Origin of the sequence: Streptomyces termitum (assembly GCF_014650175.1) — a bacterium.
In the GTDB taxonomy this organism is placed as follows: Bacteria; Actinomycetota; Actinomycetes; order Streptomycetales; family Streptomycetaceae; genus Streptomyces; species Streptomyces termitum.
This window is the reverse complement of the sequence record NZ_BMUL01000004.1, coordinates 1-15,939: the sequence shown is the minus strand read 5'-3', so window position 1 is coordinate 15,939 and position 15,939 is coordinate 1. Positions and strand designations below refer to the sequence as shown.

The window sequence follows — 15,939 nt, the reverse complement described above, 5'->3', positions numbered from 1 at the left end:
GGGTAGCCCCGCTCCGGGGCGCCGGGAAGGAGTCGCGTCCGCTTGTCCTGACATGCCTTGACACCGCTGGGCGGGCGGCCCACGGTGGGGCCATGCGCATCGGACTCATCGGTACGGGCCGGATCGGGAGTTTCCACGCGGGCGTCCTCGCCCGGCATCCGCGGGTCGGCTCGCTGGTGGTGGCCGACGCCGATCCGGCGCGGGCGGCCGCGGTGGCGGGGTCGGTGGGCGCGGAGGCGGTGGCGGACGCGGCGGCGGTGCTGGCGGCCGGTCCGGACGCGGTGGTGATCGCCTCGGCGACGGCGGCGCACGCGGAGCTGATCGCGCGGGCGGCGCGGGCCGGGCTGCCGGCCTTCTGCGAGAAGCCGATCGCGCTGGACGTGCCGGGGACGCTGGCGGCGCTGGCGGCGGTCGAGGAGGCGGGCACCGAGCTCCAGCTGGGTTTCATGCGGCGGTTCGACGCGGGGTACGCGGCGGCGCGGGAGGCGGTCCGGTCGGGGCGGCTCGGGCGGCTGCACACGGTGCGGACGGTGACCTCGGACCCGGAGCCGCCGCCCGCCGCCTACCTGCCGCTGTCCGGCGGGCTGTTCCGGGACTGTCTGGTGCACGACGCGGACGTGGTGCGCTGGGTGACCGGCCGGGAGGTGGTGGAGGTGTACGCGCGCGGCGCGGACGCGGGCCCGGCGGTGTTCCGGGAGGCGGGGGACGTGGACACGGCGGCGGCGCTGCTGGTCCTGGACGACGGGGCGCTGGTGACGGCGACGGCGACCCGGTGCAACGGCGCGGGGTACGACGTGCGGATGGAGCTGGCGGGCGAGCGGGCGCAGATCGCGGTGGGCCTGGACGAGCGGACCCCGCTGACCTCGGTGGAGCCGCACGGGCCGGGCGCTCCGGTGAAGCCGTGGCCGGGTTTCCTGGAGCGGTTCGCGCCCGCGTACGAGGCGGAGCTGGACGCCTTCGTACGGCTGGCGCGGGGCGAGGGCCCCAATCCGTGCGACGGCCGGGAGGCGCTGGCGGCCCTGCGGATCGCGGAGGCGTGCGAGCGCTCCCGGCGGGAGGGACGGCCGGTGCGGGTGGAGGGCGTGCCCCGGGGGCTTGGCGGAGGGCCTTCCCCCGAGGTCTAGCCGACCGCGCGGACGGTGCCCTGGGCGAGGGCGCAGAGGGTCTCGGTGCCGTGCTCGTCGACGGTGAGCAGCCGGCAGTGGACCACGGCCTGGCGGCGGCCGGCGTGCAGGACCTCGGCGCGGGCGCGCAGGAGGACGCCGGTGGCGGGGCGGGCGTAGTCGATGGAGTAGCCGGCGGTGAGGACCGAGGGGCCCAGGACGGTGCCGGCGGCGAAGGTGAGGGCGTTGTCGGCGGCGTAGGAGAGGACTCCGCCGTGCACGAAGCCGTTCTGCTGGCGCAGGTCCTCGCGGATCGGGAGTTCCAGGGTGGCGCCGCCGTCGCCGAAGGCGGTGACGTCGGCGCCGACGAGGCGGCTGAAGGGCTGGGCCCGCAGGATGCCGCGCGCGAGGGCGAGGGGGTCGGCGGCGGGGGCTGCGTCGGTGTCGGTCATCCGCGTCACCCTACTCGCCGGTAGCGCCGTCGGGGGTCTCGTCGAGGAGACCGGCGTCGTGGACGAGGAGGGCGATCTGGACCCGGTTGTTGAGGCCGAGGCGGGCGAGCAGCCGGGAGACGTGGGTCTTGACGGTGGGGACGCTCATGTAGAGCCGGGTGGCGATCTCGGCGTTGGAGGCGCCCTGGCCGACGGCGAGCGCCATCTCCCGTTCGCGCGCGGAGAGTCCGGCGAGCCGTTCGGCGGCGGCGGGCCGCCGGGGCGGGGTCTCGGGCCGGTCGGTGACGTGGCGCATCAGCTGGCGGGTGACGGCCGGGGAGAGCACCGGGTCCCCGGCGGCGACCCGGTGGACGGCGGCGAAGATCTCGGCGGGCGGGGTGTCCTTGAGGACGAAGCCGGCGGCGCCGGCCCGCAGGGCGCGCAGCACCTGCTCGTCGGCGTGGAAGGTGGTGAGGACGATGACCTCGGGGGCGCCGGGCCGGGCCCGCAGCCGCTCGGTGGCGGTGAGGCCGTCGACGCGCGGCATCCGGATGTCCATGAGGACGACGTCGGGGACGAGCCGGTCGACGAGGCCGGGGACCTCGCTGCCGTCGGTGCCCTCCCCGACGATCTCCAGGGAGTCGGAGCCGCCGAGCATCAGGGAGAGGCCCGCGCGGACCAGGGGGTCGTCGTCGACGACGAGCAGCCGGATCGTCATGGGGGCCACGGTAGCCAGGCGGTGACGGCGAACCCGCCACCGGGGGCGGTCCCGTGGTCGAGGCGGCCGCCGGCGAGGGCGGCGCGCTCGGAGAGGCCGATGAGGCCCTGGCCGGAGCCGGGGACGTGCGGCACCTCCCCGTCGGGGGCCGGGTTGCGGACCTCGACGGTGAGGCCGTCGCCGGGCCGGCCGCGCAGGAGGACGGTCACCTCGGTGCCGGGGGCGTGCTTGCGGGCGTTGGTCAGGGCTTCCTGGGCGATGCGGTAGACGGTGCGGCCGGTGGCGGCGGGAACCGCGCCGGGGTCGTCGAGGGTGGAGTCGAGCCGGACCCGCATGCCGGCCGCGCGGGACTCGTCGACGAGGGCGCCGAGGGTGGCGAGGGTGGGCTGCGGCCGGTCCCCGCCGCCCTCGTCGCCGGGGGCGCGCAGGACGCCGATGATCTCGCGGAGGTCCTGGAGGGCCTCGTGGGCGCTGTCCCGGATGACACCGGCGGCGCGGGCGATCTGCGCGGGCGGGGCGTCGGGGCGGAACTCCAGGGCGCCGGCGTGGACGCTGAGCAGGGTGAGCCGGTGGGCGAGGACGTCGTGCATCTCGCGGGCGATGGCCTCGCGGGCGAGCCGCTGGGCCTGGGCGGCGCGCAGTTCGGCCTCGGCCTCGGCGCGTTCGGCGCGTTCGCGCAGCGCCTCGACGAGCTGGCGGCGGGCCCGTACGAGCATGCCCCAGGCGGCGGCGAGGAGGGTGAGGACGCAGCCGAGGGTGATGCCGAGGACGGCGCCGGTCTCGGGGTCGGGGCGGACGAAGACGGTGCCGACGGCCCCGGCGAGGGCGAGGGCGAGGATCCAGGCGATGTCCCGGAAGGGCCGCCGGACGGCGACGCTGAACAGGGCGGCGAGCATGGCTCCGGCGGCGGCCGGGACGAGGGCGCCGGTGACCGCGAGGACGGCGGCGACGGCGACGGGGGCGCGGCGGCGCAGCCAGAGCGCGCAGCAGGCGAGCGCGCCGACGATCTGGTCGGTGAGGACCAGGGCCTCGCCGTCGTAGCGGGCGCTGGCGTCGACGGCGAGGAGTCCGAAGCCGGCGGCCAGCAGGAAGATCAGGACGTCGACGGTCCAGTCGCGGACGGTGCGGCGCGGCCGGCCGGCCCCGGCACCGTCCGGTTCGACCAGGTGGGAGGGGAGCAGCCAGCGGTGCCGGACCGTACGCGTCATGGTCGCAATGTACGCAGCCGGACCCCTGCCCACCGGCCCGGAGCGCCCGCCCGCTACTTAAGTCGCGGAGATCGCTACTTGGGTAGCGGGCGGGTGGACCGGAGGCGGACGCGGCCGACCGGAGGTCGCGTCCAAGATCGTCCCATGAAGAAATTCCTTGAGGTGTCCGGTTTCCTGCTCGCCGTGTTCGGGGTGTGCGGGGTGATCCGCGAGCTGACCGACGGCTGGTTCTCGTTCATGGGGGTGACGCGGTTCCTGACCGAGAACGTGGGGTTCATGGCGGGCCGGGAGGTCTTCGTGAACATCGTGATCGCCGTCCTCGGCGTGGCCGTGATGATCGCCTCGGACCGGGTGGAGAAGTGACCCGTGCCCCCGCGCCCCCTCCTGGTAGGGGGCGCGGGGGCCTATCGGCCGTCCGTGTCGGCGGTGCGGCGGCCCCAGGCGGTGCCGCCGAGGACCAGGAGCGCGCCCGCGAGGCCGAGCGGACCGGGGCGGTCGCCGGCCAGGGCGATGCCCGCGACGGCGGCCCAGAGCGGTTCCGTGCCGAGCAGCAGGCTGACCCGGGACGGGGAGGTGCGGCGTACCGCCCACATCTGCACGAAGAACGCGAAGAGCGTGCAGAAGACGGAGAGGAAGACCAGGCCCGCCCACTCCCGGGGGCCGAAGCCGAGCGCGGCCGACCAGGGGCTCGCGCCGTCGCCCGTGGCGGCGAGGACGGCGAAGACGAGGACGGCGGTGCCGAGCTGGACCGTGGTGAGGGAGAGCGAGTCGGCCGACCGGACGGCCTTGATCCGGGCCATCGCCAGGACGTGGGCGGTACGGCCCAGGGCGGCGAGCAGGATCAGCAGGTCGCCGAGGGAGGGGGTGGTGAAGCCCGCGCCCTGGGTGAGCAGGACGACGCCGGTGACGGAGAGCCCGGCGGCGCCGAGGAAGCCGGGCGCGAGGCGCGTGCGGGTGACGGCGGCCTCCGCGAGCGGGGTGAAGATCATGGTGAGGCTGATGATCAGGCCCGCGTTGGTGGCGGAGGTGTGGACGACGCCGTACGTCTCCAGGAGGAAGATCCCGGCGAGGATCGCGCCGAGGACGGCGGCGCCGCGCCACTGGGCGCCGGTCAGCGCGCGCAGCCCGCGCAGCCCGGCGGCGACCAGGACGGGCACCACCAGCGCGAAGCGCAGCACGAGGACCGCGACGACGGTGTGGCCGGTGGTGATGCCCTTGGCGGCGAGGTAGCTGCCGCCCCAGAAAACGGCGACCAGCAGCAGCGGCAGGTCGGTGAGCCAGGCGCGGCGCGGGGCGCCGAGGGGGACGGGTGCGGCGAACGACGGGGAAGCGGCCATCTCGGTCCGGGTCTCCAGCTCTGCGGACGGGGTGGAGACGTCGGCGGCTCGCACGGGGAGCGCTCACGGTACCCGGCGGGCGCCCCTTGGGTCACGGCCGTTTCACGGGGTGGCGGGCGCTCCGGTTCAGGCGTAACTGCCGTACGTGGGGCGGCCCGCGCGCGCGTAGGTGTGGAGGGCGACTCCGGCGGCGGTGGTGCCCGCCTCCACGAGCCGGAAGGCGGCCGGGCGGGAGCCCTCGGGGAAGAGGCGGCGGCCGGTGCCGAGGACGACGGGGAAGACCAGCAGGTGGAGGGTGTCGACGAGGTCGTGGTCGAGGAGGGTGTGGGCGAGGCCGCCGCTGCCGTGGACCTGGATCTCGCCGTCGAGCCGCTCCTTGAGCGCGGCGACCTCGGTGGGGACGTCGCCGCGCAGCAGGGTGGTGCCGGCCCAGTCGGCGGAGTCGAGGGTGGTGGTGGCGACGTACTTGGGCAGGGCGTTGAGCTTGCTCGCGACGGGGTCGTCGGCGTCGGTCCGCAGCGGCCAGTAGGAGGCGAAGATCTCGTAGGTGCGGCGGCCGAGGAGGAAGGCGGTGGGGCGGGTGAAGACGCCGTCCATGAAGCGGCCGAAGTCCTCGTCGCCGTACGGCACCGACCAGCCGCCGTGCGGGAAGCCCCCGGAGGCGTCCTCCTCGGGGCCGCCGGGGGCCTGGTGGACGCCGTCGAGGGTGAGGAACTGGGTGAGGCTCAGGGTGGCCATGGTGCTGCCTTTCGGGGTCCGGTCCGTCGTGCTTCACCTGTGCTGACCGGGCCCGGCGGCGGAATTCATCGGTGCGGCGGCGATCTCGCCGTCCGATAGCCGCCAGCGGGGGCGCCCGCCGCCGTATTTCCTTGAATTCGCAACCAGTTGTGGGAAGCGGAACCGAGGGAAGAGGCAGCGATGTCCACGATGAACGGGAAGACGGCACTGGTCACCGGCGGGAGCCGGGGCATCGGCGCGGCGACGGCGGTCCGGCTCGCGGCGGAGGGCGCGGACGTGGCCTTCACCTACGTCCGGGACGAGGCGGCGGCGAAGGAGGTGACGGCCCGGGTGGAGGCGCTCGGCCGGCGGGCCCTGCCGCTGCGCGCCGACGCGGCCGACGCCGGGGACGCGGCGGGCGCGGTGCACCGCGCGGCCGACGACCTGGGGCGGCTCGACGTCCTCGTCAACAACGCGGGGATCGGGGTGCTCGGCCCGCTGGCCGCCCTCACCCTCGCCGACGTGGACCGGGTCCTCGCGGTCAACGTCCGGGGGGTCTTCCTCGCCGCGCGGGCGGCGGCGGAGCGGCTCCCGGACGGCGGCCGGATCATCACCGTCGGCAGCTGCGTGACGCTGCGGGCGGCGAGCCCCGGCGGCACGCTCTACGCGATGAGCAAGTCGGCGCTGACCGGGCTGAACCGGGCGCTGGCCCGGGAGCTGGGCGGGCGCGGGATCACGGCGAACGTCGTCCACCCGGGCCCGGTCGACACCGACCTCAACCCGGCGGACGGGCCGCACGCGGCGGGCCAGGCGGCGCTGACGGCGCTGGGCCGCTTCGGCACCCCGGACGAGGTGGCGGCGGCGGTCGCCTACCTGGCGGGACCGGAGGGCCGGTACGTGACGGGCGCCGAACTGTCGGTGGACGGCGGGTACGCGGCCTGAACCCCGCGGACCGGGACCATACGGGAACGGGGGCCCGGGGGCTCGGAGCCGTACAAAAGAAGGGGGCGCGGGGGCGCACCGGTGCTGTCGGGTCGGTGCGCCCCGCGCGCCGGGCGGGGTGTCGTGCCCGCCCGGTCGGCGGGACCGGAGCGCGTCCGGTCCCGTCCCCGGCGGGCCGGGGCCCCCGGGGTCGTTCCGGGGGACGGCCGGTGTCGGCCGGTCCGGTCCCCCGGGGTCCTCGTACGGCGGCGGGTCAGCCGCCCAGTTCCCGGTGGCGGGCGGCGAGCGCGGCCGCGCCCGTCTCCGTCAGCGAGCCGAAGAGGCGGAGGCGGGAGATGCCGCCGTCGGGGTAGATGTCGATCCGGACCCGGGAGCCGACCGCCGGCGCGTCGAGCACGAAGCGGTGGTCGGTGTCGGGCTGGAGGCGGGTCCGGGGCAGGATCTCGGTCCAGTCGTCCGAGCCCTCGGCGGCGACGGAGAGGGCCGCCCAGCCCGCGCTGTTGCCCTTGAGGTAGGCGGTGTCGATCTCGACGGCGCGGATCGCGGACTCGGCGACGAGCGCGTAGCGGATCCAGTCGTTGCCCTTGTCGCGGCGGCGGCGGGTCTCCCAGCCGTCGTCCATCTTGCGGGACCTGCCCGGCTGGATGGTGTGGGTGGCGGGCGAGTAGAAGCGGTCGGAGGCGTCCTCGACCCGGCCGCCGTTCTCCAGCGCGGCGAGGTCGAAGGTGCCGAGCACGCCCAGCCACGCCGGGTCGGGGGCGACCTCGCCGTGGACGCGGAGGCGGGCGATGCCGCCGTCCGGGTGCTGGTTGACGCGGAGGTGGGTGAAGCGCTGCTCGGCGTCGACCGCGAAGCCGTTGGCCGCGTGGCCGCCGATGGCGGTGCGCGGGACGAGCACCGTCCACTTCACGTCGTCGGCGAGGAGGTCCTCGGGCGAGGGCGAGCCGGGCACGGAGGCGGCCTCGACGGAGACGGCCTGCGGGTAGTTGCCCCGGAAGTGGGCGGTGTCGACGACGATGCCCCGGATCACGCCGGGGGCGCCGAGCCGGACGAGGGCCCAGTCGTGGTCCTCGGCGGCGGGGTGCGGCTCGGCGGCGGAGGCGCCCCGGCGGCGGCGGGTCTCCCAGCCGTCCATGATCTTGCCCTTGTGGCCGAAGTGCTCGGGGTCGAACTCGGCGGCTCCGGGCTTGAGCAGGTTCTCCCGCTCGGCGAAGAACTCGTCGTTGGCGGCGATCACACCGGCGCCGAGGCGGCGGTCGGCGAGGTCCGCGTAGTGGGCGAAGGGAAACTCGGCCGTGCGGTAGTCGGCGTACGGGTCGCCGCCGCCGTAGGGGCTGGCGTCGCCGGTGAAGGAGGGTATGCCGGTCACGGGTCAGTTGTTCCTTTCCAGGAGCAGGCCGCTGGGGTCGGTGAGGGTGCCGCCGTCGTTGATCTTCTCGCCGCGCAGCCAGGTCGCCTTGACCACGCCGTGGAGGGTCTTGCCCGCGTAGGCGGTGATCCGGTTGCGGTGCTGGAGCCCGGCCGGGTCGACGGTGAACGTCGCCTCGGGGTCGATGACCGCGAAGTCGGCGTCCTTGCCCGCCTCGATGCCGCCCTTGCGGTCCAGTCCGGCGAGCCGGGCCGGGCCGGCGGACATCCAGCGCGCCACGTCCTCCAGGCCGTGGCCGCGGCGCCGGGCCTCGGTCCAGATCGCGGGCAGCCCCAGCTGGAGCGAGGAGATGCCGCCCCACGCGGAGGAGAAGTCCGGCGTCTTCAGGTCCGCCGTGGACGGGGAGTGGTCGGACACGACGCAGTCGATGACCCCGTCGGCCAGGCCCTGCCACAGCGCGTCCTGGTTGGCGGCCTCGCGGATCGGCGGGCAGCACTTGAACTCCGTCGCCCCGTCCGGGATCTCCTCCGCCGTCAGCGTGAGGAAGTGCGGGCAGGACTCGACGGTGATCTTCACGCCCTCGGCCTTCGCCGCCGCGATCGGCTCCAGCGCGTCCGAGGAGGACAGGTGCAGGACGTGGACCCGGGCGCCGAGGCGGCGGGCCTGGTCGATCAGGTTCTGGATCGCGGTGTTCTCCGCGTCCCTGGGGCGCGAGGCCAGGAAGTCCGCGTAGGCGGTCGAGGACTTCTGCGGGGCGGCGGCCAGGTGGTGCGGGTCCTCGGCGTGGACGATCATCAGCCCGTCGAACCCGGCGATCTCCGCCAGCGACGACGCCAGTTGCTCCTGGTCCAGCTCCGGGAACTCGTCCACGCCCGACGGCGACAGGAAGCACTTGAAGCCGTGGACGCCCGCGTCGTGCAGGGGCCGCAGGTCCTTGACGTTGTCGGGCAGCGCGCCGCCCCAGAAGCCCACGTCCACGTGCGCCTTCGACCGGGCCACGTCCTGCTTCACCCGCAGGTTCTCCACCGTCGTCGTCGGCGGCAGCGAGTTCAGCGGCATGTCCACGATGGTCGTGATGCCGCCCGCCGCCGCCGCGCGCGTCGCGGTCCAGAACCCCTCCCACTCGGTGCGGCCGGGGTCGTTCACGTGCACGTGGGAATCGACCAGACCCGGCAGCACGACGTCGTCGCCGACGTCCTCCAGCCGCGCGCCCGCCGGAACCCCGGCCTCGTAGGGCCACACCCCGGCGATCGTCCCGCCCGACACGGCCACGGCCGCCGGCCGCGTCCCCTCCGGGGTGACGACACGCGTCGAGCGCAGTACCAGGTTGACGTCCACCATGCCCCTTCCCGCTCCACTTCCACGAAGCAGAATTTCAACGAACTGTTGAAGGAGTCTGCGGCCGGGAAGAGACAGCCGTCAAGGGCGCCCCCGCCCGCCGGAGTGCGACCATCCCCACTTGGACGTTTCCACAAAGTGGAATCCTGATTTCGTACAGTAGAAGGTAGCTCCGCACAGGCGGAGCGCCCCAGACCCCCGCCGACCAGCCGCCGACACCGGACAAACACCCCGCTGACCGGCCCGTACGCCGGGCCCCGCACACCGGGTCCGGCGCCGTGGACCGGTAGGCTGCTGCCTTGCCCGCCTGCCCCGAAAGGACCGTTGCCGTGCCGACGTCCAGCGCCAGCACCACCGACGCCGCCAAGCCCGCCGCGAGCGGCGGCGTCCAGTCCCTCGAGCGCGCCTTCGACCTCCTGGAACGGATGGCCGACGCCGGCGGCGAGGTCGGGCTGAGCGAGCTCTCCGCCAGCAGCGGACTGCCGCTGCCCACCATCCACCGCCTCATGCGCACCCTCGTCGCCTGCGGCTACGTCCGCCAGCAGCCCAACCGGCGGTACGCGCTCGGCCCCCGGCTGATCCGCCTCGGCGAGTCCGCCTCCCGCCTCCTCGGCACCTGGGCCCGCCCCTACCTGGCGCGGCTCGTCGAGGAGACCGGCGAGACGGCGAACATGGCGCTCCTCGACGGCGACGAGATCGTGTACGTCGCGCAGGTGCCGTCCAAGCACTCCATGCGCATGTTCACCGAGGTCGGCCGCCGGGTGCTGCCGCACTCCACCGGCGTCGGCAAGGCACTCCTCGCGCACACCCCGGACGACGAGGTGCGCGCCCTGCTCTCCCGCACCGGCATGCCGGCCGCGACCGAGAAGACCATCACCACGGCCGACGGCTTCCTCGCGGCGCTCGCGGCGGTCCGGGACGCCGGCTACGCCGTCGACGACAACGAGCAGGAGATAGGAGTCCGCTGCCTCGCGGTCTCCGTCCCCGACTCCCCCACCGCGGCGGCCATCTCCATCTCGGGGCCCGCCGGGCGGGTCACCGAGGCGGCGACGGAGAAGATCGTGCCGATCCTCCAGCAGGTCGCCCGCGAGCTCTCCACGGCCCTCGCCAACACCGCCAACGGCCAGCACTGACCCCACCGGCACACGCGGACGGGCCCGCACCCCTTGGAGAAGGGGTGCGGGCCCGTCCGCGTACGAGGGGGTGCTACACCGTCGCCGGGCGGGTCAGCCGGCCGTCGTGGACCGTGACCGTCTCGTCCGCCCCGGCCAGGTGCGCGTGGTCGTGGGTGACCAGGACCGTCGCCGTGCCCCGGGTCCGGGTCAGCTCGGTGAGGAGGGCGACGACCGCCGCCCCCCGCTCGTGGTCGAGGGCGCTGGTCGGCTCGTCGACGAGGAGCACGGCGGGCTCGTTCATGAGCGCCCGCGCGATGTTGACGCGCTGGCGCTGGCCGCCGGAGAGCTGGTGCGGGCGGCGGCCGGCCCGGTCCGCGAGGCCGACCGCGTCGAGCAGGCCCATGGCCCGGTCCCGTACCGACGCGGGCGGGCGGCCCGCCAGGTGGGCCATCACCTGGAGCTGTTCCAGGGCGGTCAGCGAGGGCAGCAGGTTGGGCTGCTGGAAGACGATGCCGATCGTGTCCCGGCGCAGCGCCGCCCGGCCCGCCCGGTCGAGCCCGGCGGTGTCGGTCCCGGCCACGACGACCCGGCCCCGGTCGGGGGTGACGAGGGTCGCGGCGACCGCGAGGAGGCTGGACTTGCCGGAGCCGGAGGGGCCGACGACGGCCGTGAGGCGGCCGGCCGGGACGGTGAGGGAGACCTCGTCGAGGGCGGTGAGCCGCCCGTCGCCGTCCGGGTAGGTGAGGGTCACGGCTTCGAGTGCGAGGCTCATCGGGCGCTCCCGAGCGCGGTGAGGGGGTCGACGGCGGTGATCCGCCGGATGGACAGGGCGGAGCCGACGGCCCCGAGGACGATGATCACGGCGGCCGGGCCGAGGACGGTGAGCGGCGCGAGGACGAAGGGCACGTCGCCGCCGCTGACCAGGAGGCCGATGCCGAGGGCGAGGCCGGTGCCCAGCAGGGTGCCGGCGACCAGCATGAGCACGGCCTGGCCGAGGGCGTCGCGCAGCAGGTAGCCGGTGGAGGCGCCGAGTGCCTTGAGGACGGCGACGTCACCGCTGCGCTGGATGGTCCAGACGGTGAAGAAGGCCCCTATGACCAGCGCGGAGATCACGAAGAGGAAGCCGCGCATGAGCTGGAGGGAGCCGTTCTCGGCCTGGTAGGACCCTATGGCGGTGAGGGCGCCGTCGACGGTCCGCGCCTCGGTTCCGGCCGCCGCGTCACCGGCCGCCCAGTCGGCGCCGTCGCCGCGCAGCGCGATCACCGTCGCCTGCTCCTCGGTGGTGGTGCCGCTGTGGCCGAGCCGCTGCCAGTCGTCGAGGGAGGTCCAGGCGACCGGCGTGTGGCTGTACGAGGCGTCCCCGGCGACGGCGGAGACGGTGACGTCGAGCGGCCCGAGCCGGACGGTCTCCCCCACCTCCGCGTCGAGCTCCTTCGCCGCGGACGCGGAGAGGACGGTCCGGCCGGGGGCGACCGGGGCCGGGGCGAGCCCGTCGTCCGGCTCCGTGCCGAAGGCGGAGACGGCGGCGGTGCGGTCGCCCGCGGTCGCGTTGAGGGTGCGGATGCCGAGCGGCGCGGCGGCGGTCACCCCGTCCCGGCCCGCCCAGCCGGTCCACTGCTTCTCCGTCACCGTGGAGTTGGTGAAGGAGACGGACTGCCCGGCCGGCGGGGCGGCGAAGGCGATCCGATCGGCGGGCAGGCCGGTGATCGCGGAGACGTTCTCCCGCGCGAGTCCGGCCGTCAGCCCGGAAAGGAGCCCCACGAGCAGGGTGATCAGCACGATCACCGTGCCCATGAGGGCGAACCGCCCCTTGGCGAATCTCAGGTCTCTCCATGCCACGAACATGAGGCCAAGCCTGCTGGGCCGGGCCCGCCGCGGGCATCGCGCCACGGATGGCTCCCGGGTCAAACTTTCGGTTGAGTCCGGGAACGACCCGGCGGGCCGGAGGTGTTCCCTCCGGCCCGCCGGGACCGTGTCTCCGCGCGCCGCCGGGGCGGTCGGCGCGGGGGCGGTTCGCCCCGTTCGCTACGGGGTGATCGCCATCGGGAGCGACTCGCTCCAGGTGACGGTGAACCTCAGCTCGCGCTGACCGCCCGGGAACACCGCGCGCGCCCCGTCGGACACCGCGACCGCGGGTCCCTCCTTGGCCCCGCCCTTGTATCCCTCCTCGGAGACGCCCCGGGTCAGCGACTCGACGGTCATCTTCTGCGTGAGCTCGAAGTCGACCTTCGCGGTCTTGCTCAGGCTCTGGTACTCGCTCACGGTCGCCTTCAGGTTGAAGGAGCCGAGGGTGGCGCGGGTGGCGCCCTCGATGGACCCCTCGTCACCGCCGTAGTAGGCGGCGAAGTCGGCGAGTTCGCCGGCCATGAGCAGCTTCAGCGGGATGCCGTTCATCTTGGCGCCGTACGTGGTCTTGTAGTCCAGGCCCTTGATCGTGTCGCCGACCTTGGTGCCCTGTCGCATCCGCAGGTACCTGCGGACCACGTCCATCCAGATGTGCTGCTGGACCCCGGCGGTGAACTTGTCGCGCTCGTCGAAGTGGTAGGCGCTCGGGGTGATCCCGACGAACCACATGGTGACGATCTGCGTGGCGTCCGGGTTCAGGATCGTCTCGCCCTTCCAGTTCCCGCCGGAGCGGTAGGCGGCGTTGACCCGTCGGCCGAGTTCCTGCCGGCGCTGCTCGTCGGCGACGGCCTGGTGCTGCTGGCGCTCCGACGCCTTGTTCTGCTCCACGATCTCGTCGTAGCGGCTGCCCTTGCTGATGATCTCCGTACCGCCCTTGCAGCGGTACATGCCGTTGACGCACTCCTCGAACGCCTCGCCGGTCGGGTCGGAGAAGGTCACGGGGTTGTTGCCCGCGTAGCCGTAGCCGTTCATGGTCTGCGGCTTGTCGGCCTCCAGGATCGGGTCGACCGAGACGAAGCGGCCGATGGCGGGGTCGTACTCGCGGGCACCGATGTGGGTGAGCCCGGAGTCGGCGTCCCGGGTGCCGCCGATGAAGCCCTTGTCGCCGGTCCAGCCGGTGGGCTGGGGGCCGCGGGCCTCGCCGAAGAGGGAGGTCTTGCGGCGCGTGACGGTCTGGGCGGCGTCGGCCGTGATCTGGACCGTGCCGGTGCCGTGGTGGTCGGACAGGGTGAAGAGCAGCTTGCCGCCGGTGCGCAGGGCGACGATCTTCGCGTCGGCCGTGTAGTAGCGGGTGCCGGTGACCTTCCCGGCCTTGTCGAGCCGCACCTCGTTGCCCGCGGGCAGGGTGATCGTGGTGCCGGTGGAGTCCTTCTTGACCAGGCGCTGCCCCTCGGTGGTGTAGATGTACGAGCTGACGTTCGCGCCCTGGGTGACGGAAGCGAGCCGTCCCTCGTCGTTCCAGGCGAGCGTCTGCTGGGCGGCGGACCCGATGGTGCGGGTCCGGGTGTTGCCGGCCGCGTCGTAGGTGTAGGTCTCCTCGCGCGGGTCGGTGCCGGTCTGGGTGACCTTGGGCAGGTCGTGCGTGCCTGCGGTCGGGGCGGCGTAGGTGCGGACGGTGTCGGCGGTGGGACCGGAGGGCGTCTTGTGCCTGGTCTCGGTCTTCCGGTTGCCGACGGCGTCGTAGGTGTACGTCGTCCAGTAGGGGTTCTCGCCGCCGACGGCCGTGCCCGACGGGGCGGCGGCGCAGGCCGTGCCGGTGTTGGTCCACGCCTCGGTGATCCGGCGCAGGGCGTCGAGCGCGAAGCACTGGGTGTCGGTGGTGCGGCCCGTGCCCTGGCCGTAGCCGGTGGCGAGCGAGGTCATGTTGCCCGCGGCGTCGTAGCCGAAGGCGGTGTCCTCGACGCGCTGCGGGGCGACCTCGCGGTCGACGTAGCGCCGCAGCGGGGCGCCGGTGTGCTCGTCGTACTCGTTGCTGACCCACACGTGCTGGGCGAAGGCGCCGAGCTCCTGCCGGGTGTTGCGGCCGTAGTGGTCGTAGGTGTTCGCCGACACGAGCGCGTCGGAGCCCGCGCCGACGGTGTTGAGCAGGCCGTGCACCGGGGTGTACGTGTTGGCGACCTTCTCCGCCGGCAGTCCGCCGATGGCGGGGTGCTGGGTCCACATCACCTGGCCGGTGTTGGGGTTGTAGGAGGTCGTCCACTTGTACGTGCCGGCCAGGGCGCCCTCGGAGGCCGGGACGGTCAGCTGGGTGACCACCGGCTGGTAGAGGCTGTTGTACGAGGTCACCGAGGTCTGGTAGGCGGCGGAGCCCTCGTAGCGGGTGGCCTTGGAGAGCTGGCCCTTGGCGACGGTGTCGTACTCCCAGGTGGCGAGGGTCGCCGCGCCCGAGGTGAGCGAGACCTTGCGGCCGAGCTCGTCGTAGGAGGTGTGCAGGGTGGTCGGGCGGGCGTCGGTGACGTCCGTGGCCCGGTCGCCCTTGTCGTAGGTGGTGCGGGTCGTGCCCTTGTCGGGGTCGACGGACTCGGTCCGCCGGCCGCGGACGTCATAGCCGTACGTCCACACGGCGCCCGTCGGGTCGGTGATGCGGTCGACCCGGCCCCGCTTGTCGAAGCGGTAGGACGTCGACTGGGAGGCGGTGCGGGCGGCGTCGGTGTACTCCCTGACCTCCGTGGTGCGGCCGAGGGCGTCCTTGACCGTGGTGGTCGCGGTGCCGCCCTTCGGCGGGACGATGGTGGTGGTGTCGCCGGTGTACGCGGTGGTGGTGCGCTTGGTCTCGTCGCCGTACTTCCGCGCGATCACCGCCGTGACCCGGCCCGCGCCGTCGTACAGGGTGTCCGTGGAGGCCGGGTAGTTCAGGTCCTGCCCGGTGACCAGGACGGGTTCGGGAGCTCCGGTGGCGAAGAAGGACCCGGAGTTGCGCCACACCAGGCCGCGGGTGTCGTAGAAGGTCTCGGTGACGAGGCGTCCCGCGAGGTCCGGCGATTCCATCTGGGTCTGCCGCTCGCGCAGCAGGCCGTCCTGGAAGGAGTAGGTGACGTCGTACTTGCTGTCGTGGGTGAGCGCCCTGGTGGTGACGACGATCGGGCCGTCGCGCCGGACGAGGTACTCGAAGGCGTAACTGGGCGAGTCGGGGTAGGTGGCGGCCGAGCGGGTCGGCTGCCACACCTTGACGGCCCGGCCGAGCGGGTCGTACGCGGTGGTGGTGATCTTGCCGTTGGCGTCGGTGACCTGGGTGGCCTGGGCGCGGAGCGGGTCGGCCACGGTGGTCGTCACGTGCCCCTTGGGGTTGGTGACGGTGATCGTGGTCGGGATCTCGCCCGTGGCGGGGGCGTAGGAGGTCTTGGTGACGTTCCCGTAGGCGTCCGCGCCGGCCAGGGTGCGTCCATAGGCGTCGTAGCAGAGCTGGGTGCCGCCGGTGCCGCAGAGGGACGGGGTGGTGGCCACCGGGTCGTAGCCGTCGCCCTTGCCGTTGATCCGCTCGGTGCGGGTGACCATGGCCCGGGTGGGCGCGGCGCCGAAGGTGCCGCCGTCGTAGAAGGTGCGGGTGTCGTCGATGACGTCGGCGGGACGGGAGACCGCCGCGCCGCAGGACACGGCGACGGTCTCGACCCGGCTGACCTTGTCGAGGATGTTCGCCCCGGTGTTGCGGGCATAGGTGGTGGTGACACACTTCTCGTCGCCGGGCTTGGCGGTGTCGCCGGTGGAGGACTCCGTGGAGACCATCCCGTACGCGTCGAAACCGCGGCTCACCTCGGT

General features: G+C 74.2%; 14 protein-coding genes. 4 read left to right on the top strand and 10 right to left on the bottom strand.

Annotation, left to right across the window (positions count from 1 at the left end; all coding sequences use genetic code 11):
* Positions 1 to 92: 92 nt before the first annotated feature.
* Complete coding sequence (locus tag IE219_RS08675) at positions 93 to 1,124, top strand: Gfo/Idh/MocA family protein (RefSeq protein ID WP_189976008.1); 1,032 nt, start codon at positions 93 to 95, stop codon at positions 1,122 to 1,124.
* On the opposite strand, the gene IE219_RS08670 is transcribed toward IE219_RS08675, so the two are convergent.
* From IE219_RS08670 to IE219_RS08660, 3 genes are read right to left on the bottom strand one after another with little or no spacing between them, the layout of a single operon-like run.
* Positions 1,121 to 1,555, bottom strand: coding sequence for a PaaI family thioesterase (locus IE219_RS08670; protein ID WP_189976007.1), 435 nt, complete (start codon positions 1,553 to 1,555; stop codon positions 1,121 to 1,123). The two genes, IE219_RS08675 and IE219_RS08670, sit on opposite strands and share 4 nt — an antisense overlap.
* Before the next feature lie 10 nt (positions 1,556 to 1,565).
* Positions 1,566 to 2,252, bottom strand: a complete 687-nt coding sequence (locus tag IE219_RS08665) for a response regulator transcription factor (protein ID WP_189976006.1) — start codon at positions 2,250 to 2,252, stop codon at positions 1,566 to 1,568.
* Positions 2,249 to 3,460 (bottom strand): sensor histidine kinase, encoded by a 1,212-nt coding sequence (locus IE219_RS08660; protein ID WP_189976005.1) that lies wholly within the window; start codon positions 3,458 to 3,460, stop codon positions 2,249 to 2,251. The genes IE219_RS08665 and IE219_RS08660 overlap by 4 nt, the downstream gene beginning before the upstream one ends.
* Positions 3,461 to 3,604: 144 nt before the next feature.
* On the opposite strand from IE219_RS08660, the gene IE219_RS08655 reads away from it, so the two are divergent.
* Positions 3,605 to 3,823, top strand: a complete 219-nt coding sequence (locus IE219_RS08655; protein WP_189976004.1) for a hypothetical protein — start codon at positions 3,605 to 3,607, stop codon at positions 3,821 to 3,823.
* Positions 3,824 to 3,864: 41 nt separating this feature from the next.
* On the opposite strand, the gene IE219_RS08650 is transcribed toward IE219_RS08655, so the two are convergent.
* A complete protein-coding gene (locus tag IE219_RS08650; RefSeq protein WP_189976390.1) occupies positions 3,865 to 4,797 on the bottom strand; it encodes a DMT family transporter in 933 nt (310 codons plus the stop codon).
* Positions 4,798 to 4,923: 126 nt separating this feature from the next.
* Positions 4,924 to 5,535, bottom strand: coding sequence for a dihydrofolate reductase family protein (locus tag IE219_RS08645; protein ID WP_189976003.1), 612 nt, complete (start codon positions 5,533 to 5,535; stop codon positions 4,924 to 4,926).
* Between the two features lie 180 nt (positions 5,536 to 5,715).
* Between IE219_RS08645 and IE219_RS08640 the strand changes: the two genes are divergently transcribed.
* Positions 5,716 to 6,456 (top strand): SDR family NAD(P)-dependent oxidoreductase, encoded by a 741-nt coding sequence (locus IE219_RS08640; protein ID WP_189976002.1) that lies wholly within the window; start codon positions 5,716 to 5,718, stop codon positions 6,454 to 6,456.
* A gap of 253 nt (positions 6,457 to 6,709) precedes the next feature.
* On the opposite strand, the gene alc is transcribed toward IE219_RS08640, so the two are convergent.
* Together alc and allB are read right to left on the bottom strand one after the other, a co-directional pair.
* Positions 6,710 to 7,825 carry an allantoicase gene (gene alc, locus IE219_RS08635; protein WP_189976001.1) on the bottom strand — a complete coding sequence of 372 codons (1,116 nt, stop codon included), beginning with the start codon at positions 7,823 to 7,825 and terminating at the stop codon, positions 6,710 to 6,712.
* Positions 7,826 to 7,828: 3 nt separating this feature from the next.
* Complete coding sequence (gene allB / locus IE219_RS08630) at positions 7,829 to 9,166, bottom strand: allantoinase AllB (RefSeq protein WP_189976000.1); 1,338 nt, start codon at positions 9,164 to 9,166, stop codon at positions 7,829 to 7,831.
* A gap of 326 nt (positions 9,167 to 9,492) precedes the next feature.
* On the opposite strand from allB, the gene IE219_RS08625 reads away from it, so the two are divergent.
* Positions 9,493 to 10,296: an IclR family transcriptional regulator gene (locus IE219_RS08625; protein WP_189975999.1), complete on the top strand. Its 804-nt coding sequence runs from the start codon at positions 9,493 to 9,495 to the stop codon at positions 10,294 to 10,296.
* Positions 10,297 to 10,369: 73 nt separating this feature from the next.
* On the opposite strand, the gene IE219_RS08620 is transcribed toward IE219_RS08625, so the two are convergent.
* The 3 genes from IE219_RS08620 to IE219_RS08610 all read right to left on the bottom strand — a co-directional run.
* Positions 10,370 to 11,050, bottom strand: coding sequence for an ABC transporter ATP-binding protein (locus IE219_RS08620; RefSeq protein WP_189975998.1), 681 nt, complete (start codon positions 11,048 to 11,050; stop codon positions 10,370 to 10,372).
* Positions 11,047 to 12,123, bottom strand: a complete 1,077-nt coding sequence (locus tag IE219_RS08615) for an ABC transporter permease (protein WP_189975997.1) — start codon at positions 12,121 to 12,123, stop codon at positions 11,047 to 11,049. The genes IE219_RS08620 and IE219_RS08615 overlap by 4 nt, the downstream gene beginning before the upstream one ends.
* 180 nt (positions 12,124 to 12,303) lie before the next feature.
* A partial coding sequence (locus tag IE219_RS08610) for an RHS repeat domain-containing protein (RefSeq protein ID WP_189975996.1) occupies positions 12,304 to 15,939 on the bottom strand: 3,636 nt, incomplete at its 5' end.

What these genes read in the sequence shown, in the direction of transcription:
- IE219_RS08675 (WP_189976008.1), top strand. Translation starts at nt 93, where the DNA reads ATGCGCATCGGACTCATCGGTACGGGCCGGATCGGGAGTTTCCACGCG.
- IE219_RS08670 (WP_189976007.1), bottom strand. Translation starts at nt 1,555, where the DNA reads ATGACCGACACCGACGCAGCCCCCGCCGCCGACCCCCTCGCCCTCGCG.
- IE219_RS08665 (WP_189976006.1), bottom strand. Translation starts at nt 2,252, where the DNA reads ATGACGATCCGGCTGCTCGTCGTCGACGACGACCCCCTGGTCCGCGCG.
- IE219_RS08660 (WP_189976005.1), bottom strand. Translation starts at nt 3,460, where the DNA reads ATGACGCGTACGGTCCGGCACCGCTGGCTGCTCCCCTCCCACCTGGTC.
- IE219_RS08655 (WP_189976004.1), top strand. Translation starts at nt 3,605, where the DNA reads ATGAAGAAATTCCTTGAGGTGTCCGGTTTCCTGCTCGCCGTGTTCGGG.
- IE219_RS08650 (WP_189976390.1), bottom strand. Translation starts at nt 4,797, where the DNA reads ATGGCCGCTTCCCCGTCGTTCGCCGCACCCGTCCCCCTCGGCGCCCCG.
- IE219_RS08645 (WP_189976003.1), bottom strand. Translation starts at nt 5,535, where the DNA reads ATGGCCACCCTGAGCCTCACCCAGTTCCTCACCCTCGACGGCGTCCAC.
- IE219_RS08640 (WP_189976002.1), top strand. Translation starts at nt 5,716, where the DNA reads ATGTCCACGATGAACGGGAAGACGGCACTGGTCACCGGCGGGAGCCGG.
- allB (WP_189976000.1), bottom strand. Translation starts at nt 9,166, where the DNA reads ATGGTGGACGTCAACCTGGTACTGCGCTCGACGCGTGTCGTCACCCCG.
- IE219_RS08620 (WP_189975998.1), bottom strand. Translation starts at nt 11,050, where the DNA reads ATGAGCCTCGCACTCGAAGCCGTGACCCTCACCTACCCGGACGGCGAC.
- IE219_RS08615 (WP_189975997.1), bottom strand. Translation starts at nt 12,123, where the DNA reads ATGTTCGTGGCATGGAGAGACCTGAGATTCGCCAAGGGGCGGTTCGCC.